This is a genomic window from Archangium violaceum (assembly GCF_016887565.1).
GTDB classification, from domain to species: Bacteria; Myxococcota; Myxococcia; order Myxococcales; family Myxococcaceae; genus Archangium; species Archangium violaceum_B.
Window position 1 is genome coordinate 10,343,378 of record NZ_CP069396.1, and the last position, 25,496, is coordinate 10,368,873.

The following is a 25,496-nucleotide window of genomic DNA, read 5'->3' on the forward strand; positions in this document are numbered from 1 at the left end:
GTACAGTGAGAAGCCATGAATGAAGGTCAGCTGGATGACGTGATCACACTCACCCGGCAGAAACCCAGCGCAGGCGCTCAGTCCCGTCGCCGCGTTCCAGCCCTTACCATTGTCTCGCACCCCGACATGCGGCGGGTGGGTGAACGGCTCCTGCTGGGCGAGCTGCTCACCGGCGGGGAGGTGCACCTGTCGCGGATGGCGCCGGAGTTCGCGCGGCCCGGTGGCGGCGCGGGAGGGCCCCTCGGCGATCGCGGCCTGAGCAGGAAGCCGCTGCGCTTCGTGTCCGCCGGAGAGGGGCGGCTGCGGCTGCTCGTCGACGAGGGGGGCACCCAGGTGGTGGCGGGTGAGCCGATCCGGGGAGGCCGGGAGTTCGGACCCGAGGAGCTGACCCCGGGCGTCCCGCTCGAGCTCGCCGAGCGCGTGGTGCTCCTGCTGCACCTGATGGAGCCCGAGATGGACGAGCCCTCCACGGATCCGCTGGGCATGGTGGGTGAGAGCACGAGTACCCGGCGCGTGCGCGCACACATCGAGCAGATCGCCGACCTGGAAGTACCGGTGCTCATCCGGGGCGAGACGGGAACGGGCAAGGAGCTGGTGGCCCGGGCCATCCACGAGCGGAGCAAGCGCCGTGGCGAGCGGTTCATCAGCGTGAACCTGGGCGCCATCCCCAAGGAGCTGGCCGCCGCGGAGCTCTTCGGCGCGCACAAGGGCGCCTATACGGGCGCCACGAGGGAGCGCGAGGGCTTCTTCCGCGCCGCCCAGGGGGGAACCCTGTTCCTCGACGAGGTGGGCGAGGCTCCCCCCGAGGTCCAGGTGATGCTGCTGCGCGTGCTGGAGACGGGCGAGATGTACCCGGTGGGCGGGCACACCCCCGTCACCACGGACGTGCGCCTGGTGGCGGCGACGGATGCCAACCTGGAGGCGCGCATCCTCGAGGGACGCTTCAAGGCCCCGCTGCTGCACCGGCTGACCGGCTATGACATCCGCGTGCCGCCACTGCGCGAGCGCCGCGAGGACATCGGCCTGCTCGTCCTCCACTTCGCCCGCGAGGAGCTCGAGGCGATCGGCGAGTCCTGGCGTCTGAACCCCACCGACTCCTCCGCCGAGCCGTGGCTGCCGGCCTCGCTGGCGGCCCGCCTCGTCCGCTACTCCTGGCCCGGCAACATCCGCCAGCTGCGCAACCTGGTCCGGCAGCTGATCATCACCAGCCGGGGCCAGCCGCACCTGCGGGTGGATCCCCGGCTCGAGCGCGAGCTGGGCTCCGTCACGCCCCTGCCCGCGGGACGCGCCCTCTCCACCCAGGAAACGCCGGCGCCCAGGACGCCCCCCGCGCCCCGCCGCAAGCCCTCGGACATCTCCGAGCAGGAGCTCCTCGCCGCACTGCGGGCGAACTCGTGGGATCTCAAACCCACGGCGGATCAGCTCGGCATCCCCCGCTCCTCCATCTATGACCTGATCGACCGCAGCAAGCACATCCGCACCGCGGGAGACCTGAGCACGGAGGAGATCACCCGCTGCCACCAGGAGTGCCAGGGCAACCTGGAGGCCATGGTGCAACGCCTGGAGGTCTCCAGGCAGGCCCTGCGCCGCCGCATCAAGGAGCTGGGGCTCGAGACCTGAAGGCGTCCGGAACACGGTTCGACACCGCTCGACATGTCGAGACCCGCTCCGACGGCCAGATTTCCCGGCAATCCCCGTGGGTAGAGGCAGCGCGAATGACCCAACGGGACGGCATGCGCCTTGCTCTGGCCCGCGAGCGCCCGACATCGGGTAGATTGCCGGGCGCCACGACATTCACGAAGTCAGGAGGGGACGCCATGCAGCCCGAGAAGACGTCTATCAGCGATGAGAACGCGAACGATCCGGTGCAGGGAGCGGCGCTGCGGGTGACGGCGAACGCGAGTCGCCAGGGCGCGAGCACTCCGAACACCACCTACAGCCTGGGCCGGGTGGGCTCGAGCGTGGATGATGGTGGTGGGCACACGGATCCGCCCGACGTGGACGGGTGAGGGAGAGCACTCCACCCCGGCCCTCGCGTCCGCATGACTACCGCGGGCTGGCGAGGAGCTGCCGCAGGCGCGAGAGGTGACGCTGGCTCTCGCGCTCGAGGTTGTGATTGGCCGCCAGCGCCTCGTCGAGATCCTTCCGGGCCTGCTCGAGCCACCGCGGCTCGGAAGACGCCGTCACCTCGGCCCGCATGAGCCCGAGGCTCGCGCGCAGCAGCAGCGCGTCCGCCCATTGGGGGCGCTCCTTCACCAACCCCTCCGCCAGCGCGAGCCCCCGCTCCAGACTCGGAAGGGGCTCGAGTCCCGTCTCCTTCCGCCAGGAAGCCCATTCCCGGTAGAAGCGGCCGAAGGCCAGACGCACATCCTGATTCCCGGGCTCCGCCTCGAGTGCGCTCTGGAAGTCCGCCGCCACCTGCTCGAAGTCCTCGGCCCGGGCCTGTCCCCGCCGCGCCATCCAGAGGAGCCGGGTCGCGCGCACCTCCGCGAGACCCAGCAAGGTCTCGGCATCCCGGGGGTTGCGTTGGAGTGCCTGGAGGAAGGACTCGGAGGCCCGTGCCAGGCTCTTGCCGGGATCGCGCCCCTGCCCCAGCTCGAAGGCAGCCAGGGTATGGAACACCTTGCCCAGATTCGTCCGGGGGAGGGGGTGCTCCGGTGCCGAGTCGATGGCCTGCAGGTAGGCCCGCTCGGCCGCGCGTACGGCCGGAGCCGGATCCTCTCCACGGAAGACCGAGTATCTGGCGCGCCGGGCATTCACCCAGCCGAGGTTGTTGTACGCGGAGAACTTCCGCGGGGCCACACGGATGGCCTCCTCACACGTCGCCTGGGCCTGCTCGAGCCACGGTGCGGGCTCCTCCCCATGCTCCCAGGCCTCCTGCGCCAACTCGACCAGGACCACGCCCTTGCCGTTGAGGAGTGACACGGACCCGGCGTTGATGGCGAGCCCCCGCTGGTACACCTCGAGGGCCTTCTCCCACTCTGGCCGCGCATCCCCGCCCCGGGCCCTGCTGCTGCCGGCGAGCTGCACGTGGTACCTGCCCTCGTAGTCATGGAGCACGACGTGGCGGGGATTGAGCGCCCGCGCCGTCACCAGCGCCACCCGGGCCTGCTCCAGATCCCCGGCGGGCTCCGGGCCATTCGAACGGGAGGCGCGCAGCAGGTACGCGTTGATGAGATCGAGCCTGCCGAGCATCTGGCTCTCGTCCATCTGGATGGCCCCCCGGTAGGACGCGATGGCCTTGTCGAGCATGGGCAGCGAGTCCCGCCCGTTCTGCGCCTCGTACTCCGACCACGTCTTGAAGATGAGGCCCCGCAGGACGTGGAACTCATAGGACTGGTCCTTGGAGGCGATGTTGTCGAGGGACTCCACGGCCTTGCCGAGCTGCTCACGCGGATCCTCGTTGTGCGACTGTCGCTCCCTGCCCAGCCGCCAGTAGCCGCGGCCCATCTCCATCCAGGCCTCCGGCCGATCGGGCGCGAGCTTCTGGGCGGCCCGCGCGGCCTCCAGCGCGTTGCGTGCGGGTTCCCCCACGTCCTTGCCCTGGGTGGCTCGGAACTCCGCGAGCCGGCGATGGAAGCGCGCTTGGAGCACCCGGGCCTCGTAGTGGTCGGGAGCGGACTGGAGGACGCGCGCCACGGCCTGGAGGCCCCGCTCGAACGAGGGCTCGACATTCCCCTGCCCGTAGAGCTCCGTGTCCATCACGGAGGACTCGAGCTGCGCCATCGCGTGATGGACGGCGGGGTCGCTCCGGCCGATGTCCGCGGCCCGGGTGTACGCCTGACGGCTGGCATCGAAATCCGCCCGGGCCTTCTCGGGCTCACCCTGGTTCCAGCGCTGAAGGGCCCGGGCCAGGAGGATGTCCCCCCTCAACCTGGGGGCCGCGTAGAACTCGAGCTCCTTCTCGCCCAGCGTATCCAGGCGGACCAGCGCGTCATCGGGGCGATCCTCCAGGAAGGAGCCGAGCGCCGCCACGTAGGAAGGAGGGACCGGTGCGCCCTCGCTCTTCTCGAGGTAGGCGCGCGCCGGCTCCCGGTAGCGGCGCACGAGGTCCTTCTTGCGCGCCTCGCGCCGCTGCCCGGCGGAGGTGTCGCCGGGGTCCTCCCTCTTGCGCTGCTGCTGATAGCTCCGCTCCACCTCCAGGAGGAGCACCTGGTACATGCGCCCCATCACCTCGGCCAACGCGAAGGCGACCCGGGGCGTCTGATAGCCCCGCTGCCAGGCGGACTCCAGCTGCGCCAGGGCCTTCGCCTCGTCCCCGAGGGCGTGGTGGCCCATCCCCAGCGCGTAGTGGACGGGCCCCTTGTCCGCGTCCTCGGTCTCGAGCAGCTCGGCGTCCAGCTGGCGCATCCACGTGCGGATCCGCTCCCGGTCGGCGCTCGTGTCGTGCAGCGGGAGGAGGTAGGGGCGGCCGGCCAGGGCGTCGATCTCCGCCACCAGCTCGGTGGAGCGCAGCTCCAGGGCGGCGCGCCGCTCGGCCTGACGCAGCCGCAGGCCGGCGCCACCCAGGGCGAGCAGCACCAGGGCGAGCGCCCCCGCGGCCATGGCCACGAAGGCGCGGTGCTTGCGGGCCTTCTTGCGCAGGCGGTACCAGAGCCCCGTGGGCCGCGCCAGGACGGGCTCGCCGTTGAGGAACCGATCCAGGTCCTCGGCCAGGGCCCGCGCCGAGTCGTAGCGGGCGGAGCGGTCCTTCTCCATGCACTTGAGGATGATGGCTTCCAGATCCGCCGGGAGGTCCGGATTCAACGAGCGCGGCGGGCGCGGCTCCTGGGCGGCGATGTTGCTCAACACCTCCAGGCTGTTGCTCCCGGGGATGGGAAGCACGCCGGTGAGCAGGTGGTAGAACGTGGCGCCCAGGCTGTAGACGTCCGCCCGGCGATCCAACCGGCCCACCTCGCCCCGGGCCTGCTCGGGCGCCATGTAGTGCGGCGTGCCCAGCACCGAGCCCGTGGCCGTCACGCCCTCCTTGCAGTCGCGCGCCAGCCCGAAGTCCATCACGTAGGGCATGAGGACTCCGTCCCCGGTGCGCACCACCATGATGTTGGAGGGCTTGATGTCCCGGTGGACGAGGCCGGCGCGATGGGCCGCGTGCACGCCCTCGGCCACCTCCCGCATCACCAGCACCTTCTGCTCCAGGGGGAGCCTCGGGCCGATCTTGTTCAGCGTCTGCCCGTCGATGTACTGCATCGCGATGTAGGCCCGGCCCTGGACCTCGCCGACCTCGTACACCTGGCACACGCGCTCGTGGTGCACGCGGGCCTGTGCCCGGGCCTCGGAGAGGAAGCGGCGCATGTGCTCGGGGTCGTCATCCCGGACGAACTTGAGGGCCACGTCGCGGCGCAGCTGCGAGTCATGGGCGAGGAACACCCGCCCCATGCCGCCCTGGCCGAGCAACCTCACGGGCTGGTAGCGGTCCCACTGGACCACCGGAAAGCCCGGGGCCTCCTCGAGGGTGTGCTGCCGCGAGGGCAGCTCCAGCGTGGAGTCCTCCTCCGGATTTCCGCCGTCCCTGTACCGGTCCGTCTCCCGGGTGAGGATCTCCCTGCGCAGCGAGGCGAGCGTGTCCGCGGAGAGCCGCCCCCGCTCCATGAGCAGCTCCAGGGGACTCCGTGCCTGGAGGAGAGCCTCCGCGCGCAAGACACTGGCCTCCTCCTTGGAGAGGAGTCCCTCGGCAACGGCCATGCGCAGTTCCGAGTCATACCCATCGAACACGGGAAGTCCCCCTGACGGCGGCGAGGAGCGCCATGCTACAGCGACGGGACCGGGGGTGCATGACCCTGGAGGGTCCGGCCAGCCACTCCTATCGTCCGAGAATCGAGGAGGCGGACGAGCCAGGACGTTCCGACAGGTTGAATGTCGACTGGGGCATGTCGACCGTCATGTCCCGACCCCCCGCGTCCAGGGACTCCGTCATCCACGCCAGTGGAGCATTCAGCCGGAACCCTGGCTGCCTACGGCGTTGTTTCATGACGGCCCGGCTCCTACTTTCCCTTCGGCAACCCGCCACCAGGACGAGGAACCGGGAACATGCGGGAGCACATCGAGCCCCAGCACGAGAGAGCGCGGCAACCGGGGTCCGAGGACGTCCTGGAGGAGGTCGACTCCGAGCTGGACTTCGGAGACTCCTTCCTGGCGCAGGTGGCCCACTCCGTCCCCCAGGTGATGCGCAAGCCGAGACCCGGTGAGCGGATGGGCGGCAGGGACGGCCGCAGGTTCGAGATCCTCGAGGAGCTGGGAGGCGGGGCCATGGGGCTGGTGTTCCGCGCGCGGGACGCGGAGCTGCAGCGCGTGGTGGCGCTCAAGTTCCTGCTGCCGCGCGAGGAGGGGCCGGGCGAGAACCGCATGGTGGCGCTGCTCAAGCAGGAGGCCCGGGCGGTGGCCCAGCTCGACCACGAGAACATCGTCCGCATCTTCGACGTGTCCGAATGGGAGGGGGGCTCGTGGGAGCGACCGGTCCCCTTCCTGGTCATGGAGTGTCTGGAGGGAGAGCCGCTCTCCACGCAGCTCCAGCGGGGACTGCCCGGGCTCAAGCGCTCGGTGGAGATCCTCGAGAGCGTGGCCGCGGGACTGGCGCACGCGCACCAGCGGCACATCATCCACCGCGACCTCAAGCCCAGCAACGTGTTCATCACGCAGCGGGGGACGGTGAAGCTGTTGGACTTCGGACTGGCGTACCTCATGTCCTCCAGCTCGCCGGACGTGCCCAACCTGCCCACCGCGGGCACGCCCCCCTACATGGCGCCCGAGCAGTGGAGGGGCGAGGCACTGGACGAGCGGACGGACATCTGGGCGGCCGGCATCCTGATGTACGAGCTGCTCACCCGGGAGCTGCCCTATCCGAGCGCCTCGCTCGAGGAGCTGCGCGAGCACGTGACGTCGGCGGCGCAGGTCCCCACCCTGCGCCTGCGCCACCCGGAGCTGCCCGAGGAGGTGGAGCGGCTCGTGGCCTCGGCGCTGGCCAAGGAGCCGGCCCGGCGCCTGGCCTCCGCCCAGGAGCTGCGAGAGGAGCTGCGGGAGCTCGCGGAGCGGCTCGGGCTGCGGCAGGAGGCGCCGAGGGCGGTGGAGTTCCAGCGCCGGACGGTGACACTGGTGTCCTGCCGGTTGACGGGGTTCGAGGGCTCGCTGGAGCAGCTCGACCCCGAGGACTTCAGTGAGCTGGAGGCCACCTTCCACCGGAGCTGCGCGGAGCTCATCCAACGGCACGGCGGCTCCATCGCCCTGTCCATGGGAGACGAGGTGCTGGCCTGCTTCGGCTACCCCCTGGCGCACGAGGAGGACTCGGAGCACGCGGTGCGCGCGGCGATGGAGCTGGTGCGGCACTTCGCGGAGGGACATGAGCCACTCCCCTCCCCGGATGCCCGGCTGGCCGTGAAGGTCGGCATCCACACGGACGTGGTGGCCCTGGACGAGCGCGCCGGGGGACACCGGGGACAGGCGCTCGCCATCCAGGGCGAGGCGCCGCGGATCGCCAGCTGGCTGTCGCGACAGGCCGAGCCCGGCGCGGTGGTCCTCAGCGGCACCACCTGCAAGTTGGTGCGCGGGCTCTGCGAGCTCGAGGCGCTCGGCGGGCACGCCTTCGAGGGGCTGGCGGGAACGCTGAACGTGGACGTCTGCCGCCTGGTGCGCGAGCGGAAGGTGGTGTCCCGGTTCGATCGGTCGCGCGTCTCAGGCACGCTCACGCCGCTGGTGGGACGCGAGCGCGAGCTGGGACAGCTCCTCGACCACTGGGAACGGGCGCGACAGGGCCACGGCGGCTCCGTCCTGCTCGTTGGCGAGGCCGGCATCGGCAAGTCCCGCCTCGTCCAGGAGGTGCGCGAGCGGGTGGAGACGGAGCCGAGCCTGTGCCTGCGCTGCCAGTGCTGGTCGCAGTCCAGCACCAGCGCCTTCCACCCCGTCATCGAGATGCTCCAGCACCTGTGCCAGGAAGACGGCTCCGCGAGGGACCTCCAGGAGCAGCTGCGAGGGCTGGCGCAGCGCTCGGGCGTGTCCCCGGAGCACATGCGGGTGATGGTCTCCTTCCTCTCGCTGCCATTGCAGGGCGGGGAGCCGGCCTCGTCCCAGCTCTCGCCGGAGCGGCGCAAGGAGCTGGTGCTCGAATCACTGGTGGCCCTGTTGCTGCGGGCCGCGCAGGACCGCCCGGTGCTCGTCGTGGTGGAGGATCTGCACTGGGCGGACCCGTCCACGCTGCAACTGCTCGGCTCCATGATGGAGCGCATCGCGCGCGCCCGCGTGATGGTGCTGCTCAGCGCTCGCCCCGAGTTCCAGCCCCCCTGGCCTCCGCCCGGGTTCAAACGGCTCGTGCTGGAGCGATTGTCGGCGGATTGCACGGCGAAGCTGGTGCGGGAGTCCGCGCACGGCACGCGATTGACGGAAGAGACGGTGCACCAGCTGGTGGCGAAGACGGATGGCATCCCGCTCTTCGTCGAGGAGATGACGCACATGGTGCTGGAGCGGGCGCCGGGCTCGGGCGAGCTGCCCTCCTCCATCCCGATGAGCCTGCACGAGCTGCTGCTGGCGCGGCTGGACATGCTGCCCTCGCGGCAGAAGGCCCTGGCCCAGCTGTGCGCGGTGGCGGGACGCGACTTCACCTTCCCCCTGCTGGCGGCGCTCACCCGGCACGAGGAAGGCGGACTGCGCAGGGACCTGGAAGGACTGATGGCCACGGGGCTGCTGCAGCGGCAGGAGGAGGAGGAAGAAGACTCGGTGCCGGGCTACCAGTTCCGCCACGCGCTCATCCAGGAGGCGGCCTACCAGTCCCTGCTGCGCAAGACGCGGCGCCACCACCACCAGCGGATCGCCCAGGTGCTGGTGGAGCAGTTCCCCGAACAGGTGGAGACACGGCCGGAGTTGCTGGCGCACCACTACACGGAGGCGGGACAGTACGCGCTGGCCATCCAGCACTGGTCGCGGGCGGGGACGCGCGCCAGCCAGCGCTCGGCCAACCTGGAGGCCATCAGCCATCTGAAGAACGCCCTGCGGCTGCTGCACCACCTGCCGGATGCCGTGCAGCGCAAGGAGCAGGAGCTGCAACTGCGGATGGCGATGGGCTACTCCTTGATACAGGTGCATGGCTTCAGCTCGCCCGACCTGGAACAGACGTTCGGACGGATACGGCAGCTCATCCCCGAGGTGGGGGATGCGCTGCCACGACTGGAGCTGTCGTCCTGGGCGCCGTTCTCCTACTACACCGCCCGGGCGGAGCTGACCCTGGCGCAAGAGTTCGCGGAGCGGATACTGAACGCGGGCGAACGACACCACGACCGGCAGCTGCTCGCCCTGGGCTACCGCATGCAGGCGACGAACCTCTTCACCTGGGGGCGGATGCGGGAAGCCCGGACGAGCATCGAGCGCGCGCTGGAGTGCTCGGACTTCACACTCGAGGAGCACCGGGCCATGGCCCTGAAGCACCTGACCAACCCGCGAGTGGCCGTGCTGACGTATGGCTCCGTCGTCCTCTCGACCCTGGATCAGCCCGAGGAGGCCCGGCGCTACATGATGGAGGGACTGGAGCTGAGCGCGAGGATCGGCCATCCCAACACCACCGCCTTCGCGCTGACCTATTGCGCCCTGGGATGCCAGCTGCGCAGGGACGCACCGGGCGTCCTGCGATTGACCGATGAGAGCATCGCGCTCAGCCGGGAGCACCTGTTCCGGGTGTGGTTGGGCATGTCGACGCTCTTCCGGTGCTGGGCGCTGTCCGAGCTCGGACAACCGCGGGAGGCCCTGGCGCTCATGAGCAAGGGACTCGAGCACTGGAACGTCTCGGGCTTCCGGATCGGCATGCCCCACAACCTCGCCATGCTGACGGAGATCCACCTGAAGCTGGGACAGGTACGGGAGGCGTGGACGATCATCAACGAGGCCCTGGCGGTCCCGGACCAGACGGGGGAGCGCTCCTACGAGCCGCAGCTGTACCGGCTGCGGGGTGAGATCCTCCGCATGCTCGGCCAGGAGGAGGCGGCCCGCGAGGACTTCCTCCGAGGGCTTCGCATCGCCCGGGAGCAGGGCACGCGCACCTACGAGCGCCACGTGATGGAGAGCCTGGCACGCCAGGCCGCATACGTCGGCGAGCCTGAGCATCCGTCGTAACCATGGCGGACCTGACGGGACACCTGCCCTCCGGGGCGGGGCAGGCGTCGGCCGTGCCCGGTGTGTATGCACCAGGCGACGGAGCCATGGCGCACACGTGCAGGTGGTTGCCACGGACTACCCTGCGCAACCTGTAAAACAGATGGGGCCCGGCGGGCCCGTCGGAGGGTGGGGCGCGTGGGATTCTTACAGGAGTTCGAGGCCATCGACGTGGGGAACCCTCGGGAGAGGGCCCAGCTGCTGTCGACGTGGATGGAGCGGAAGCCGCTCGACCTTTTTGGAGAGCTGCGGGACGCGCGGCCGATCTTCACCCCGATGCCGGGACAGGTGCTCGTCACCCGGTACGCGGACGTGAAGGAAGTGATGGAGCGGGAGGACGTCTTCTCGGTGCGGCTCTACCAGAAGCGGATGGACCCGCTGGTGAAGGGCTTCGTCCTCGGGCAGGACGACGCGGAGGAAGCGACACGCGAGCACGACATCTCCATCCTGCGGCTGGCGGTGAGCCGCGAGGACCTCCCCGCGACGAGGAGCTTCACCGCGCGGGGTGTCGAGGCGACGCTGCGGACCGCGCGTCCCCAGGGCCGGCTCGACGTGGTCCGGGAGCTGGCCCGCCCCGTTCCCACGCGGTGGGCCCTCCAGTACTTCGGGCTCACCGGACTGGACGAGGCGACGCTGATGAGCCAGGCCCGGGCGCTGTTCCTGGACATCTTCATCAACACCTCCCAGGACCCGACGATCCATCAGGAGGGGCTGGCCGCCTGTGCGAAGCTGACGGGCTGGCTCGATACGCGAATCGCCCGGCGGCGCCGCTGGCGGTGGTTGCGCCGGTTCTCCCGGAGCGAGAACGTGCTCGACCGGCTGCTGGAGATGCAGCGCGTGCGCGCCACGCGACTCGACGACGTGGCGATCCGCAATGCGCTGATCGGCTCCATCACAGGGACGCTCGACAACGTCTCCACGAGCACCGCGAACATCTTCGACATGCTGTTGGATCGGCCCGAGCTGTTGCAGGCGGCGCGCATGGCGGCCCTGAGCGACGATGACCAGGCGCTGCGTCCCTATCTGATGGAAGCGCTGCGGTTCAAACCGCCGGTGCCCGCGCTCGTGCGGTATTGCGAGCGGACGTACTCGCTCGCCCAGGGCTCGCCGCGAGAGACGGTCATCGCGAAGGGCTCGGTGGTGGTGCTCCTGCTCTCCTCGGCGATGTTCGACCCCGAGGAGGTGGAGTCGCCGATGGAGTTCCGCACGACGCGCCCCACGAGCAGCTACCTGCACTTCGGAGCGGGGCCGCACACCTGCCTGGGCCGCTACCTGGGCATGGTGCTCATCCAGGAGCTCTGCAAGGGATTGCTGTGCCTCCAGAACCTGCGCCGCGCCGAGGGCCCCGCCGGCCAGGTGACGCGTACCCGGGAGGGCTTCCCGGAGTCATTGGAGGTCCAGTTCGACAGCGGCACCCCGGCCGGAGTCACCGTCCACTGACCGCGTCAGCAACGGTGGCGCCCGGTGTCATGCTGGAGAGGCCTCCTCGATGGGTTGATAGGGCAGCTCCAGCGTGAACGTGGCGCCACGCCCGGGCCCGTCACTGTGGACCGTCAGGGAGCCCCCCAGCTCCTGGGCCGCCACGGCACTGGAGTGCAGGCCGAAGCCGTGTCCATCCGTCCGGGTGGTGAAGCCGTATTGGAAGATGCGCGTGAGCAGCTCCTGGGAGATGCCCATGCCGTTGTCCTGGACCACGATGCGAACACGATCGGGCACGGGGAGCTCCAGCTTCACGGTCAGGATGCGCTGCTCCGCTGGCGTCGCATCCATGGCGTACTTGGCGTTGCTGATGAGATTGACCAGGATCATCAGCACCTTGTGCTTGTCCGTCATCAAGGGAGGCAGGAAGAGCAGCTGCCGGACCTCCTTCACCTGGTGACGGGTGAGCGCGGCCGCGTTGATGCGCAGCGCATCGTCCACCAGCGACGACAGGTGGACGGACTCGTTCAGCCGGGGTGTGCGGGCATGGTTCTGCTGCACCTTGACGATATCGCCGATGTGCTCCGTGTACCGGCCCACATCCTCCAGCAGGGTGAGGATCTCCTGGCGCTCCTTCAACAGGTTCTGTCCCAGCTTGTTCAGGAAGGGCATGACATTGCGCCCGCGCTCGTCCTGGGTGAGGAAGACCTGGAGGTCCGCCTGGTGCTCCTGGAGCAGGGTGGCCACCTTGCTCACGTGTTCCAACCGCAGCTCGCCCAACCTGTCCCGCGCCAGCTGGGAGGAGGTGTAGACGCTGTTGAGCACGTTGCCCACGTTGTGCAGCACGTTGGTGGCGATCTCCGCCATTCCCGCCTGCCGCGCCGTCTGCACCAGCTGCCCGTGGACCGTCTTCAACTCCCGGGTCCGCTCCTCGACGCGTTGCTCCAGTCCCTCGTTGGCCTGCCGCAACTGCTCCTCCCGCTGCTGGACCTTGTCGGCCATGGTCCGGAAGGCACCCGCCAGCAGTCCCAGCTCGTCCTCACGCGAGGTGTCCAGCGCCACCTGGAAGTCACCGGAGGCAACACGGTGGGTGGCCTGGGTGAGCGCCAGCAGCGGTTGGGAGATCTGGTTCCGGAGCACCTGGTACATGATGACCAGCTCCAGCAGAAGTGAGGCCAGGCCGAACAACAACACATAGCGCGCCGACCTCATGGCGGATGCGGTCACCACGCTCTTGGGCAGCACCGTGACGAAGTTCCAATCCGGCCCCTGCAGTCGGGCCACGGCGATGTACTCGCCATACTCGGGGAGCTCCAGGATGACCTCACCGGGCCGACGATTGCGCACCTTCTCGAAGAGGCTCCGCAGGTGGGCCCGCTCCTCCTCGGAAGCGAGCCGGGGGGGAACCCCACCGGCCGGCGGAGCGGTGCCCAGGATGTCGTAGCCCATGGTGGCGCCCCGCATGTCCAGCGCGGGATGAGCGATGAGCTGGCCGTCATCGCGCACGAGCAGGTTGTAGGTGCCGGGCAGGTGGTCGTTGATGGAGCGCGTCAACAGCTCATCCAGCAGGATGTCATGGGAGAACGACGCGACATGGCGCCCATCCATGTCCAGCGGAGTGTTCGCCGTGACCAACCAGTTCTGGGTGGGGGAGTACAGGTAGTTACCGGTCCAGGCCGTGTGCCGCAGCGGGTTCTTCGCGGGAGTGGTGATGGTGTAGTACTCGTACTCGAGTGTCGGGTCGTCCGTCGGGAGCTCCAGGGCCCAATTGGGTCTCGTGAGCCAGAACGTGATGACCGGTCCCTCCACCAGGGTGACGTAGGTATCCGTGAAGCGGGCGGTGAAGGCGGGCCCGTACTGAGTGATGACCTCGTAGGCGGCCAGGATGCGGCGGCGGAGCTCCGTATCGAGCTTCACGCCCGGGGGGACGAAGACGCTCGCCATCCGCGTCCCGTCGAAGCCCTCGGCGCGGGTGCGGACGGTGCCATCCGGCCACGGGGTGAACAGGCTGTCGAAGAGCGGATCTGGATCCTTCTGGCTCCAGGCCCGGATGCGCTCGTCCAGCGCCTTCCGGAGGAGGGCATGGTTGTCCTCCGCCAGCATGAAGATGGCCTGCTCCCGCTGACTGCGCTCCGCCACATGCCGCGCCAGCTGCTGGATGGCGTCCTCGCGCAGCGTGTGGAACATGTTCAGGTAGCTGGCGAGCGTGGTCAGGGCGATGACGATGCCAATGCGCACGCCCATCTGGATGAGGGTCGAGCGGGCCAGGGAGGCAGAGGGTCGGAGTGTGGGAGCTGCCATGCGAAGATGGTTCAACCCCTACCGGAGCGGGATGTTTCCCCCCCATGCGCTCCAGGGTTTGTCCAGTGTCTGTCCAGCCCGAGGGAATGAGCCTCCCAGGGAGCGCTCCCGTCATCGGCCTCCCAGTCTCCGAGAGCACGAGGCTCCCCCCAGGTGCCCGCCCAGCTTGAAGCGAGAGGCAGACCCCTACATCTGCGCCAGCGCGTCCTGCGATTCGGGGAGGACCTGACCGCCATCCACGATGAGCGTCTGGCCGGTGATGTAGCCGGCCTCGCGGCTGGCGAAGAACAGGGCGGCATGGCCGATATCCTCGACCTCGCCCAGCGTGCCGAGCGGCACCGCCGCCGCCATGCCCTTCATGTATTCCGGGCCCAGTGCCTGGAGACCCTCGGTCACGATGTTGCCGGGCAGCACGGCATTGACCGTGATGCGGTATTTCGCGAGCTCCATGCAGGCGGTGCGCATGAAGCCCAGTTGCCCGGCCTTGGTGGCGCCGTAATGGGTCCAGCCGGGAAAGCCGGTCACCGGGCCCGTGATCGACGAGGTGATGACGATGCGCCCCTGGTCGGATTTCTTCAGATAGGGGATGCAGGCCTTCACCGCGAGGAAGGTGCCCTTGAGATTGGTCGCCATCACCTCGTCCCAGGTCTCCGGCGACATGTCCTCCATCTTCACCTGTGGAAAGACGCCGGCATTGGCGCACAGCACGTCGATTCCGCCATGACGCTCGGCCGCCACCTGGGCCATCTTCTCCATGTCCTCGAACCGGGTCACGTCGGCGGAAAAGCCGCTGGCGGTGCCACCGGCCGCGACGAATTCCCGCGCCGTCGTCTCGGCCGCCTGGAGATCGCGCGCGACCACCAGCACCTTGGCACCGTGCCGCGCGAAGACCCGGGCGATCCCCTTGCCGATGCCCTTGCTGCCGCCGGTGACGATGACCGATTTCCCCTTGAGCGATTCCGCCAACATGATGCGCTTCCTCCGGTTCCTGTACTCCAGGTTCTTGTGTTCCGGGTGAGTGTATAGGAGGAGTGCCTGTGATCGGACGCTTCGCGTATCCAGGAGGAGGAGCCCCGTGCTCAAACTGCACCACCTCGTGAACTCCCGTTCGCAGCGCATCCTCTGGCTCCTGGAGGAGCTGGGGCTCGACTACGAGCTCGTCATCTACCCGCGCGACCCGAAAACGGGCTTCGCGCCTCCCGAGCTCAAGGCCATCCATCCGCTCGGCAAGTCCCCGCTCCTCGAGGACGATGGACGGGTGCTCGCCGAGTCCGGAGCCATCATCGACTCCGTCGTGCGCCGCCATGGGAAGGGGCGGCTCGCGCCCGCGCCGGACTCGGCCGAGTACGACGACTACGTGCATTGGATGCACTACGCCGAGGGCTCGGCCATGCTGCCCCTCATGCTCAACCTCTATGTGGGACGTACAGGCGAGGCGGGCGCGCCGCTCATGCCTCGCATCTCCAGCGAGGTGAAGAACCACCTCGGCTACATCTCGGGAGCGCTGGGGAAGCGGGACTACCTGGTGGGCAACAGCTTCAGCGCCGCCGACATCCAGATGAGCTTCGTTCTGGAAGCAGCGCGGCCCACGGGCGCCCTGGAAACCTTTCAATCCTTTCCCAACCTCGGCGCCTATCTCGAGCGGTTGCACGCCCGCCCCGCCTATCAGCGCGCCCTTCAGCGTGCCGGGACCGCCAACATCGGCGGCACGAGCAAGCGCTGACGACTCGAGCAGGCAGGAAACGGCGGATGGGCGCCCCGGCAGGCCCGTACCCGATACGCCGGAGCGCAAGGACGGCTCCCGCCGGGGCCCGTGACTACCTGCCCACGCTCCGACCGAGCGAGGCGAGCACCTCGTGGGCTTCCGCCACCATCGACGCGACGAGGGTGGCCGCCGGGCGCAGCTCGTGCACGTTGCCGCACGCCTCGCCCACCGTCAGGCCCATCTCCTCGAAGTCCCCCTCGGTCTGGACGGTGGGCAGGAGCGCGGAGAACCGGGGCATGGGCACGCGCTGACCTCCCATCTCGGTATGGCCGATGGGCTCGGTCGCCCGCAGCACCAGGGCCTCGGCCTCCCGCCCGGCCCACTCGCGCGCCACGCGGTTGCGCAGCACGCGCATGGCCTGGCCCGGCCATTCGGGGCCGAACAGCGTCGTGCGCACCGTGTCCCCTACTCCCGCGGCCAGCACCCGGCGCTTGTACTCGTCATGGGCCTGCGCCTCCTCACTGGCCAGGAAGCGGGTGCCACACCACACCGCTTCCGCGCCGAGCGCCAGCGCCGCCACCAGACCCCGGCCATCCACGATTCCCCCGGCGGCGATCACCGGCACGGGCTCCACCGCCGCCCGCACCGCTGGCAGCAGCGCGAAGGTGCTCGCCTCCGCCCGGTTGTGGCCACCAGCCTCCTCCCCCTGCGCGATGATCGCATCGACTCCCAGTGCCGCCGCGTCGCGCGCCTCCGCCACCGAGCCCACCTGGAGCCACACCCGCGTGCCCGCGCTCCGCAGCCGCTCCACGTGCGCGCGCCGGGGCAACGTCCAGAAGAACACCACCACCGCCACCCGCTCCTCGGCCAGCACCTCGACGTGGGCGTCCTCCACGAAGTCGCCAATGAGATCCACGCCAAAGGGGCGCGCGGTCAGCGCCCGGGTCGCCCGAACCATGGCGCCCAGGGCTGGGGGCGGCAGCATCGCCCCACCCAGCGTGCCCAATCCTCCGGCGTTGCTCACCGCGGCCGCGAGCGGAGGCCCCGCCACGAAGGCCATTCCGGCGCTGATGATGGGAACGTCCAATCCGTACTGTTCGGTGATCCGGGTCCTCATCACGGGATCCTCCTCCACTCCTCGCCCAGGAAGGCGAAACATTCGCGATCCGTGCTCAGGGCACGCGCCAGGTTGTCGAACTGCTTGCGGCCGTACGCGGCGAATGCCTCCATCATCCGCAGCACCGCGCGCCGTTGCGCGTCGGTCGCGGGCAGGTGCGCCAGCGAGGTGGAGCAGGTGGGCTCCCGCCAGTCCGGCGCCATCTGGCCGTAGAGCAGGTGGTGTGTTCCCTGGAGATAGACGAGGGGCGGGCTCGCCGGGTGGTCCACCGCGAAGCGCTCCGTGAGCGCACGCAGGTTGCCGAAGAAGGCACGCGACATGAGGTGCACGGACATGAGGGCCCAGTACTTGAGCAGAGGATCGTTCGGGTGGCGCAGCGTCTCGCGCCGGAACTCGTGCAGGGCCTCCATCTCCGGCCGGCCGTACACCTTGTCGAAGAACCACCACTCGAGCAGCTTCGCGGGCGTCCAGGGGATGCGGGCATCCATCTCCAGCACCTCCCAGTCATGGAAGAACAGCTCGGCCTCGGTGGAGAACGCGCGGCGCAGGAAGTCCACCGTGGGAGTACCGGGTCCCGTGGCGGGCTCCGCCACCCGACAGTCCTGGAGGTAGAAGGCATGCAGCGCGCTGATGCGGGGGGCGAACAGCAGCGCCGCACAGCGCAACGCGAAGACCGCCTCCGGTCCCCGGGCCTCGCGCAGCAGCGCGGAGACGGGGTGGCCCACGAAGTCGGCGTGGTGGCGGTGCCAGGCGGCGATGAGCTCCCCCTGCTCCGTGAAGCTCTCGGGCCGGGGGTTCCACGTCGGCGCCGGAAGCCGCCCGGCCTGGTACTCGGCCAGTTGCTCACGTACCCCCCTCATGCGCTCGCGCCGTTCGCGCGACAGCAGCGGCTCCGGCCCACCGGCCTCCTCCGCCATCTGCACGAAGCGGTGCATGAAGTCGTTCATCTCCACCGAGAGCGCATGCTTGCGCTCCACCAGCTTCAGGGCCCGCTCGGTCTGCTCGGCCGAGAACGCCACCGGCTCGAGCTCCGAGCCTCCCACGTGTCCCGACTCCCGCTCCAGGTGGTGCATGCCGAAGTAGACCGGGGTGATGCCCGTCTGCTGCTTCACCCGCACCGCCTGGCGCGTCGTGGCGGAGAAGAGCAGGTTGCCATCCTTCTCGAGCTGCTCCACATGCAGGTAACGGTAGGTGGGCGCCACCGCCTCATCACCGACGACCTCCTGGATGCGCCGGCTCTCCACGGCACGTCCCGGGTCGAGCAGGGGCGACACCCAGAGCGCCCACATCAGTGCGCTGGCATGCCGGGTACCCCACAGCTCGTCGAGCTCCAGCCCGCGGAAGTCCGCCAGGAAGAGCCGCGCGTGCGTCCGGTCCTCCTGGACATGGTGGTTGATGGTGTCCTCGAGCTTCGTGTCCTGCCCCGGCGCCCTCGTGTCTTCGCGGAACGCGAGATAGCGTTCGTTGTAGAAGGGAAAGGACATCACGAAGCCGAACAGGGGGATGAAGCAGTCATAGTGGCGCCGCGAGTCCTTCAGCTGAGGGTCGCCAATCCAACGGTAGAGTGGATGTCCCTCCAGCTCGCGGGAGAGGGTGTCCAGGTGTCCCAATGCAGCTCGCATGCTCGGTTCCTCGTGGGGGCGCCGGACCTGGTCAGCGGCCAGCTCCCGAGGGTTGAACCGATACATCTGTTACAGGGATACGAAAAACGGGGATTTGGTGGAATCATTCTTCCGAAAAACGGGAGAATGTGCCGATGGATGTCTTTCAGGCGATGCGGGTGTTCGCGAAAGTGGTGGAGTTGGATGGCTTTTCGCGGGCAGCTCAACGGTTGGGCATCTCCGCCACGGCGGCCTCGCGGCTGGTGGCCGATCTCGAGGCGAGGCTGGGAGTACGGCTGCTGAACCGCACGACGCGCAGGCTGTACCTGACCGACAGCGGGCGGAGCTACTACGAGCGGTGCACGCACATCTTGAACGACCTGGACGAGGCGGAGCTGACCATCGCCTCCACGGCGGGGCGGCCCCAGGGCCTGCTGCGGGTGTCGGCGCCAGTGTCCTTTGGCATCAAACACCTCTCGCCCCTGTTCCTGGACTACCTCGAGCGCTATCCGGAGGTGAAGCTGGAGCTGTCACTCGCCGACCGGCAGGTGGATCTGGTCGAGGAGGGCTATGATCTGGCCCTGCGCATCACCCATGAGTTGAAGACGATGCTGGTGGCCCGGCCGCTGGCCCCGGCGCGGTTGGTGGTCTGCGCGGCGCCCGCCTATCTCAAGCGTCATGGGGTGCCACGCACACCGGAGGATCTCCGTCGCCACAAGTGCCTGTGCTACACCTACGACGCGGCGCCCGGCACCTGGGAATTCGAGGGTCCATCGGGGTGCATCCGGGTCTCCGTGGAGGGCCCGCTCGCCACCAACAACGGAGACACGCTGCGCGCGGCGGCGCTGGCGGGCCGGGGCATCATCATGGAACCCACCTTCCAGGTGGGCGAGGACCTGAAGCAGGGCCGCCTCATCCGACTGTTGCCAGAGTACCCGTTGCGCTCCCTGACCCTCTACGCTGTCTATCCGACCCGCCGCTACCTCTCACCCAAGGTCCGCACCCTCGTCGATTTCCTGGTCGAGCGCATCACCGAGCCCCTTCCCTGGGACGCCTGGATGCGATGAGTCAAGCCGCGTCGGGCAGCGAGGGCGACGACTGCTCCAGGGGCACATGGCCCTCGGGGTCCTTCACCTTCGCGCGCCGCTCGTCGAGCTCCGCCCCCAGATGCTCGAAGGCCTCCTTGCCGATGACGCCTCGCTGGTAGGCCTTGAGGAGCGCGTCCTTCTCCACGATGAGCATGCGCCGCACCGCCAGGGAGCCAAGCCTGGTGGGGTAAGTCCTTTCAGGAGGGAGGTCCCGGTCGCGCTCGGGAGCAACTGGTCTGACTGTCAGACCAGTTCGTCCGGACCGCGACCGGAAGGTGCTCCTTCCTTTCCTGCAAGAGCACTCCTGAAAGAACCTACTCCAGCAAGAACGATGGGCTCATGGGCACGCGCCTACGGGAACGTCACACCCTCGAAGAACTCGCTCCTGGCGCTGCCATCTTCCCCGCGCAACTCGAGGGTGAAGATTCCTCGTGCCTCTCTCGCCGTCGCCTCCACCTCCACCACGACGAGGCGCTTCTCTCCCGGCGGGATGGGCTCTCGCGACCACACGCCAGGAGCCTTCAACTCCACGTGCTCGGGGCCCGTCAGCACCGCACCCGCGGGCCGCCAGGGCGTCTGCCCTATGTTCCTCAGTTCCATCCGCACGGCCAGCCGCACCACCTTCAGCGCCCCCTCCACACGCTCGGTGTCGGAGCGGTAGCTGTAAGCCTGCGCACTCCTGAGCGTGCTACCTGGACGTGCGGTGACGTCTCTGGAGATGTCCTTGGAAACAATGCCCCCCGTGCCCATGAGCCCTTTGTCGATGAGAACCGTGAGCCCCACCCGATCGCCGCACTCCGCCAGGAGCCGTGCCTTCTCTTCCTGGCACTGCTGGACTTCCGCTCGTGCCTGCTGCTCGCCCTCCCGGTAGGACAAGAGCGTGCGTGGATGGCGTGTCACCTCCACCTGCCGCTGGGCCTGGGTGGGGTGCACCACCAGTTCGAGGGTGGCGTTCATGGGGGCCGCTTCGTCCAGGAAGTAGACCGTCACTGGCACGCGCTCCCCAACCGCCAGCGCCTCCGTGGGAATGAGCGTGAGCGCATTCTCTCCTTGCAACACCACGCGGAACCACCGCTCCCGCCCGGCCAGTTCCACACGCCCCAACTGTGAGTCGAAGACCAGTGTGGTGGACAGTCCCGGATGGATGCACACCTCACCCGCCTTGCCTGGAGCATCCGCCATCAGCTCGATGTGGAGCGTGCCCACCTCGCAAACGGGAAGCGGAGTCCGTGAGGCGATATCGACGGGTGGTGCGGTGAGCAGCACGAGCCCCAGCAGGGCAACAGATGACAGGGCGAACACGGAGCGAAGACCTCCAGGGAGCGCGGACCAGACCGGAAACGTGGGCCTCTACCACACTTCCCACCCGGTAGTGTGCGGGCCACGCCTGGCCTCGTCCATCCACATCCCCAGCTGGTCCTATTCGAAGCGGTCCACCACCCTGAGCCGTGCGACAGGGTCGACCAGGATGATCCCCGACCCGCTGCCGGGCCTGAGTTCCAGGCCGACATTGTCACCTGTATCCAGCAGCTCCAGGCACACCTTGTACGTCTCCCCATTGGGCGTATGGGCCTCGGTGAAGCGGCCGTACACACGCCCCTCCCCGATGTAGAGCCTCCCGGAGATGCGGGTTTCGTCCGGCAATGCGAGCTGGCCCGAGGGCGTCCTCCAGTGGCCGGGTACGAAGACCGGAGTGTCTTCACGCACGGGAACGGACCTGCCCCGCACCAGGGACCATTCGACGGATGAGATCTCTCCAACACGCAGACCGAGCATGCGGGTCATGGTGTCCACGGCTCCGGCGGGACACTCCTGGGGAGGAGGCAGCGGGCGCATTGGAGGCACCTGCTGCTGTGCGCTCATGCAGGCCTGAAGGGCGGCGCCGGTGAGGCCAAGGCACGCGTTGCGCGCGGCGGCTCCCAGGTCCGAGGGCCGCGTTTCCCGCTGGGGGCCGGTCGTCTTCTGCTTCTTCACGGGGGCACTGTCCTTTCGGGGCGCCGCCGACGGGGCGACGGCCGCGGAGGTGGACTCCTCCAGAGGCGGAGCCGCGGCCCGTGCAGATTCCGGCCCCGGCCCCGGGGGCGCCACTTCCTGGCCAGCACTGGCTTCCCGCGTTGGAGACCCGGCGCGCGACACACCGGGTGGGGAGCGCGCGAGCCACCAGCCTCCCAGCGCCAGTCCCAACCCCACGCCCGCCCAGGCCACACGCCGCGACGCCCCGCGCGCCCGCCGCTCGCCGGCCGCGCGTGCCCTCTCGCGCAGTGGCACCTTCCAAGACTCGTCCGCCCGGGACCTCACCGCCTCCAACGCCTCGCACAGCGCCACGGCACCCGGGTAGCGCGCCTCGGGCGTCTTCTCCAACAGCCGCAGACACACCTCTTCCACCACCCGAGGCACTCGCGGGTTGACGATGTGCGGTGGCAAGGGCGCCCGGTGCAGCACGGCCTCCATGTCCACCCTCCCCTCCGCATCGACCCGGAAGGGGTCCCGCCCCGTCAGCAGCCGGTAGAGCACCACCCCCACCGCGTACAGGTCATCCCCCGGCCCGGCCCGGTAGTGCACGCCCTTCACTCCCGCGTTCTCCTCGCCGAAGCGCCACGCCTCGGGGCTGCGGTACTGGGGCGTGCCCGGGGGAAACAGGCCCTGGGTGATGGTGGGCGCCCGCGCGTAGTAGCCCACCCCGAAGTCCAACAGCACCGCCTGCCCGTCACGCTCGCGCACCAGGATGTTGGCTTCCTTCACGTCTCGGTGCACCACCTGCGCCTCGTGCACCACCGCCAGCGCACGCGCCACCTCCAGCACCCTGTCCACCACCCAGCACGAGTCCACGTCGTGCTCCCAGGCGTACACGTCCAGCGGCTGCCCCTCCACCAACTCCAGCTTCAGCCAGACGAAGCGGGGCTCCGTGTCGGGCCACTGACCAGCGCCCAGCTGGCGCACGAGGTTGGGATGCCGCAGGCGCGCCCCGATGGTGGCTTCGCGCCAGGCGCGCTCCTCACACTCAGCCAGGGGCATCATCTTGAGGGCGGAGCGGTAGCCCTCGGGGCCACGCACCCGGTACACGATTCCAAAGCCGCCCGCCCCCAGCACGCCCTCCACCACGTCGGCGCCGATGCGCGTGCCCGGGGGCAGCGGTGGCGTCTCGAGCGCATTCATGGCGCCTCCGCACGAAGCGGGTGGCCCGCGCGCGAGCCGGAAGAGTTGGATGTCCAGGGAAGGAGATGCATGACGGGCGGACACCCTACCACTTCCGCGGTTGGATTCGTGACGTGACTTTTCAGATATGCTAGGGAATCGTCATGCTCATGAATCCATCTCCTCGCATCCTCCGCGCCGCCCTCCTGCTCCCACTGCTGACGACCCTGCTGCTGACCACCGGTCCGGCTCTGGCCATCACCCAGCTGCCAGAGGGATGGAAGCCGGAGGTGCGCGAGCTGAACCTCCACGAGAATCCCCCCGCCGCGCAGAAGGAGGTCCGCGTGACGGAGGGAGTCCTGACGAGCCTCGAGGTCGATGACCCGCTCGACCTGGAGCGGACCACCCTCACGGGAGCCAGGGGGCGCATCCAGATGAGTCAGCAGGGGCGGTATCTGCTGCTGCTCGATGTCACGGGCAGCCTGGAGCCCGGCGAGCGGCTGCCCTTGTCCGTGGCCTTCGAGGACGGCTCACGCGTGGAGCTGACCCTGGTGCGCGGCCATCAAGCGGGCGACATCCGAATCAAGCTCCACCGGCGCCCACCTCCCTCGCCGGAGGAGTCGAAGAACATGCTGGCGAAAACCCTGGCGGATTTCGCCCTGGACTACGAGGCGGACATCCTGAGCCAGGGTCGTCTCGACTGCGAGCCCCAGGAGCAGGAGACGCCACGGATTGGAGCCGAGCCAGGGACGGTCGTCTACCATTGCAAGCCTGTCTCCACGTGCGGGCCGCCGAAGATGCCGTCCTTCCTCCACCGCCGTGAGCCCATGGGGAAGCTGACCATCAATGGAGTGGAATCTGGCGGCATCGCATTGGGGATGCTGGCCAACAGCGTGGCCTATCAATCGAGCATACAGACAGTGCTGATCGTGTCCATGTTCAACGTGGACACGAAGCATCACTGGCGTCTGGGCGAGCACGCGCTGCGGCGGGAGGCCACCGGAGAGACAGTGCCCCTGCGCTTCGTCCGGGCGGCCGTCGCCGAGGATGGAGAGAACTCCAGCCCCTACGGGTTGATGGCGTTCGTGATCGACACGCCGCCCTCCCCTACCGAGCGCTTCGTGCTGGAGGCGCTCGAGAAGGACGGCGGCTCGCGCCGCATCCGCGTGGAAGGCATCACGTTCGAGCCGCCCACCAGGCCCTGAGCTCGAGCTTCTCAGCGGCGTTGGAGTTCGCGGAGGAAGCCCCGTTCGAGTCTACTGTTGCTGGGGATGGGCGGCTCGCGGCCTCACCGCCGACGATGCGCCAGGGCCACCTGGGCCAGCTTCAGCATCCGCCGGCGGTCGGCCTCCGACAGCTCGAAGCGCTCGAGCTCGGCCGCCACCCCCTCCAGCTTCAACTGGCCGTCGACACATGCGTTGAGCCACATCGCGACGGTGGAGTCCTCGAACTCGCGCTCGCTGTAGGCGCTGAACTCGCGCATCAGGTCCGTGTACCGGCGGAGGTAGTACTTCTGGTGGTAGTCCTCGGCCCGGTAGAACGTGGCCAGCGGCAGGATGGGAAGGAGCAGGGGCCCGCTCCTTCCCGCCATGGCCTGCCGCGCGGTCGCGAACGCCCACCGCTTCTGCGACTCGTCGGCGTAGAAGATGGCGGCCATGTACTGGCGGCTGTAGGGCCGCTCGGTGGGATCCGCGTCCTTCCAGAAAGCGCCCAGCAACGTCTCATAGGAGATCCGCGCCGGGTCGTAGTCGATCTGCAAGGACTCCGTGTGGTCCCCGAGCCGCTCATAGATCGGAGCCGGCTGGGAGCCGCCGGTGTAGCCCACGCGGGTGCGGATGACTCCAGGTAGACGCCCGAACCGGGCGTCAGGGCCCCAGAATCAACTCAACGCGAGGGTGGCCGTCTCCACGCGGGTGGGAGCCATTGCGTCCACGGGCAGGAGCCGGGTGGCGGGAGCTTCGGCGTTCGGGGCTGGCTTCATGGCGTTTCCTCCACCTGCTTCTACGGATGAACCCGGCTCGAGGTTACATTTGTTCCTCACCTCGCCACGGATGAGCACTCAGCGAAGCTCGCGGAGGAAGCCCTGTTCGAGGTAGCGGGGTATTTTCTCACGCTCCCGGAGCACTCGAACTCTCAGTTCGGGATCCTCGTTCCAGCGCTCTCGTGGGGTCCGGAAGTAATTGACAGCTCTTACCATCTTCTTCACGGACGGCCAGTAGCGTTCCAGGGTCATGAGGCACCGGCGAGCCGCGAAGAGCTTGGTGACCGCGATGACGCTACCGATGTTCTCCAAGCCCCATGCGCGCTCGATGATGGGCATTGCGAATTCGACGTTCTCCCCCGTGTTGGTCGATTTCTCCTCGGTGAGGATGTTCTCGTCAGGAACGCCGCGCTCCACGAGCAGCCGCCGCATGACTCCAGCTTCCGACTCCATGAGCCTTCCAGTGAGCCCTCCCGTTGCGATGATCCTTCGGGCCAAACCGGTCCGCCACAGGTCCGCGGCAGCGTCGGCCAGAGACTCGCAGTGATGGGGAGTGCCGAAAACGAACACCAGTTCCGCCGGCTCGAGTGGCGTGATCGGCATCACGTAGTCAGCGATCTCGCGAATTTCGTCTGGAGACAAATCGGTCCGCAAAGAGAATGCTCTCGTAAGCAGGGTAGGCTGCCAGAACTCACTGTCAGCCCATCATGGGTCCGTCCCAACCCTACACCGCACCGGGAGGTGGAGGCATCTGCACGGCATTAGCCGTGTCCGAAAGCCCGCTGACACCGTTCGCCGAAGGGATCTGGTTGAGCGCCGCGCCCATGAGCGCTCTCGGAATGCAGCTCACCTCCACGATGACGGTGATCCGTCTCGGAGACGGGAGCCTGCTCCTCCATTCGCCGGTGGCGATGACGCCGGAGCGCCGCGCGGCCGTCGAGGCGCTCGGACGCGGACCTCGTGCACAACATCGGTCGGCCTGAGCATCGGTGGACCAGGCTCTACACGCGGACCATGGGCT

18 protein-coding genes are annotated in these 25,496 nt (G+C 68.8%); 8 read left to right on the forward strand and 10 right to left on the reverse strand.

Features of this window, described 5'->3' with window-relative positions:
- Nucleotides 1-15: 15 nt before the first annotated feature.
- Complete coding sequence (locus JRI60_RS41140) at nucleotides 16-1,620, forward strand: sigma 54-interacting transcriptional regulator (RefSeq protein WP_204221505.1); 1,605 nt, start codon at nucleotides 16-18, stop codon at nucleotides 1,618-1,620.
- 197 nt (nucleotides 1,621-1,817) lie between these two features.
- Nucleotides 1,818-2,009 carry a hypothetical protein gene (locus JRI60_RS41145; protein ID WP_204221507.1) on the forward strand — a complete coding sequence of 64 codons (192 nt, stop codon included), beginning with the start codon at nucleotides 1,818-1,820 and terminating at the stop codon, nucleotides 2,007-2,009.
- A gap of 37 nt (nucleotides 2,010-2,046) precedes the next feature.
- Here JRI60_RS41145 and JRI60_RS41150 read toward each other — a convergent pair whose 3' ends face one another.
- A complete protein-coding gene (locus tag JRI60_RS41150) occupies nucleotides 2,047-5,712 on the reverse strand; it encodes a serine/threonine-protein kinase (protein ID WP_239470029.1) in 3,666 nt (1,221 codons plus the stop codon).
- Between the two features lie 315 nt (nucleotides 5,713-6,027).
- Here JRI60_RS41150 and JRI60_RS41155 point away from each other — a divergent pair, with 315 nt between their 5' ends.
- Nucleotides 6,028-10,089, forward strand: coding sequence for a protein kinase domain-containing protein (locus tag JRI60_RS41155; RefSeq protein ID WP_204221509.1), 4,062 nt, complete (start codon nucleotides 6,028-6,030; stop codon nucleotides 10,087-10,089).
- Between the two features lie 177 nt (nucleotides 10,090-10,266).
- Nucleotides 10,267-11,568 carry a cytochrome P450 gene (locus tag JRI60_RS41160; RefSeq protein WP_204221510.1) on the forward strand — a complete coding sequence of 434 codons (1,302 nt, stop codon included), beginning with the start codon at nucleotides 10,267-10,269 and terminating at the stop codon, nucleotides 11,566-11,568.
- A gap of 27 nt (nucleotides 11,569-11,595) precedes the next feature.
- Here JRI60_RS41160 and JRI60_RS41165 read toward each other — a convergent pair whose 3' ends face one another.
- Both JRI60_RS41165 and fabG read right to left on the reverse strand, forming a co-directional pair.
- Nucleotides 11,596-13,848, reverse strand: coding sequence for a sensor histidine kinase (locus tag JRI60_RS41165; protein WP_239470030.1), 2,253 nt, complete (start codon nucleotides 13,846-13,848; stop codon nucleotides 11,596-11,598).
- 186 nt (nucleotides 13,849-14,034) lie between these two features.
- Nucleotides 14,035-14,817 (reverse strand): 3-oxoacyl-ACP reductase FabG, encoded by a 783-nt coding sequence (gene fabG / locus JRI60_RS41170; protein WP_204221512.1) that lies wholly within the window; start codon nucleotides 14,815-14,817, stop codon nucleotides 14,035-14,037.
- Between the two features lie 106 nt (nucleotides 14,818-14,923).
- Here fabG and JRI60_RS41175 point away from each other — a divergent pair, with 106 nt between their 5' ends.
- Entirely contained in the window at nucleotides 14,924-15,571 is a 648-nt protein-coding gene (locus JRI60_RS41175) for a glutathione S-transferase family protein (protein ID WP_204221513.1), read from the forward strand.
- Nucleotides 15,572-15,665: 94 nt separating this feature from the next.
- On the opposite strand, the gene JRI60_RS41180 is transcribed toward JRI60_RS41175, so the two are convergent.
- Nucleotides 15,666-16,670: an NAD(P)H-dependent flavin oxidoreductase gene (locus tag JRI60_RS41180; RefSeq protein WP_204221514.1), complete on the reverse strand. Its 1,005-nt coding sequence runs from the start codon at nucleotides 16,668-16,670 to the stop codon at nucleotides 15,666-15,668.
- On the reverse strand, nucleotides 16,670-18,292 hold the full coding sequence (locus JRI60_RS41185) for a hypothetical protein (protein WP_204221515.1): 1,623 nt from the start codon (nucleotides 18,290-18,292) through the stop codon (nucleotides 16,670-16,672). Before JRI60_RS41185 ends, JRI60_RS41180 begins: the two co-directional genes overlap by 1 nt.
- A 134-nt stretch (nucleotides 18,293-18,426) precedes the next feature.
- Between JRI60_RS41185 and JRI60_RS41190 the strand changes: the two genes are divergently transcribed.
- Entirely contained in the window at nucleotides 18,427-19,338 is a 912-nt protein-coding gene (locus JRI60_RS41190) for a LysR family transcriptional regulator (protein ID WP_204221516.1), read from the forward strand.
- A 1-nt stretch (nucleotide 19,339) separates the two neighbouring features.
- Here JRI60_RS41190 and JRI60_RS41195 read toward each other — a convergent pair whose 3' ends face one another.
- From JRI60_RS41195 to JRI60_RS41205, 3 genes are all read right to left on the reverse strand, one after another.
- A complete protein-coding gene (locus JRI60_RS41195; protein ID WP_239470031.1) occupies nucleotides 19,340-19,513 on the reverse strand; it encodes a hypothetical protein in 174 nt (57 codons plus the stop codon).
- Between the two features lie 197 nt (nucleotides 19,514-19,710).
- Nucleotides 19,711-20,661 carry a DUF2381 family protein gene (locus tag JRI60_RS41200; RefSeq protein ID WP_204221517.1) on the reverse strand — a complete coding sequence of 317 codons (951 nt, stop codon included), beginning with the start codon at nucleotides 20,659-20,661 and terminating at the stop codon, nucleotides 19,711-19,713.
- 117 nt (nucleotides 20,662-20,778) lie between these two features.
- Complete coding sequence (locus JRI60_RS41205; RefSeq protein ID WP_204221518.1) at nucleotides 20,779-22,515, reverse strand: serine/threonine-protein kinase; 1,737 nt, start codon at nucleotides 22,513-22,515, stop codon at nucleotides 20,779-20,781.
- Between the two features lie 149 nt (nucleotides 22,516-22,664).
- Between JRI60_RS41205 and JRI60_RS41210 the strand changes: the two genes are divergently transcribed.
- A complete protein-coding gene (locus JRI60_RS41210) occupies nucleotides 22,665-23,699 on the forward strand; it encodes a DUF2381 family protein (RefSeq protein ID WP_204221519.1) in 1,035 nt (344 codons plus the stop codon).
- Nucleotides 23,700-23,782: 83 nt separating this feature from the next.
- Here the strand turns inward: JRI60_RS41210 and JRI60_RS41215 are convergent, their stop codons facing one another.
- Both JRI60_RS41215 and JRI60_RS41220 read right to left on the reverse strand, forming a co-directional pair.
- Nucleotides 23,783-24,319, reverse strand: a complete 537-nt coding sequence (locus JRI60_RS41215; RefSeq protein WP_239470032.1) for a peptide-methionine (S)-S-oxide reductase — start codon at nucleotides 24,317-24,319, stop codon at nucleotides 23,783-23,785.
- Between the two features lie 234 nt (nucleotides 24,320-24,553).
- Nucleotides 24,554-25,078, reverse strand: coding sequence for a YdcF family protein (locus tag JRI60_RS41220; RefSeq protein WP_239470895.1), 525 nt, complete (start codon nucleotides 25,076-25,078; stop codon nucleotides 24,554-24,556).
- 221 nt (nucleotides 25,079-25,299) lie between these two features.
- Here JRI60_RS41220 and JRI60_RS41225 point away from each other — a divergent pair, with 221 nt between their 5' ends.
- Nucleotides 25,300-25,458, forward strand: coding sequence for a hypothetical protein (locus tag JRI60_RS41225; protein WP_204221522.1), 159 nt, complete (start codon nucleotides 25,300-25,302; stop codon nucleotides 25,456-25,458).
- Nucleotides 25,459-25,496 lie beyond the last annotated feature (38 nt).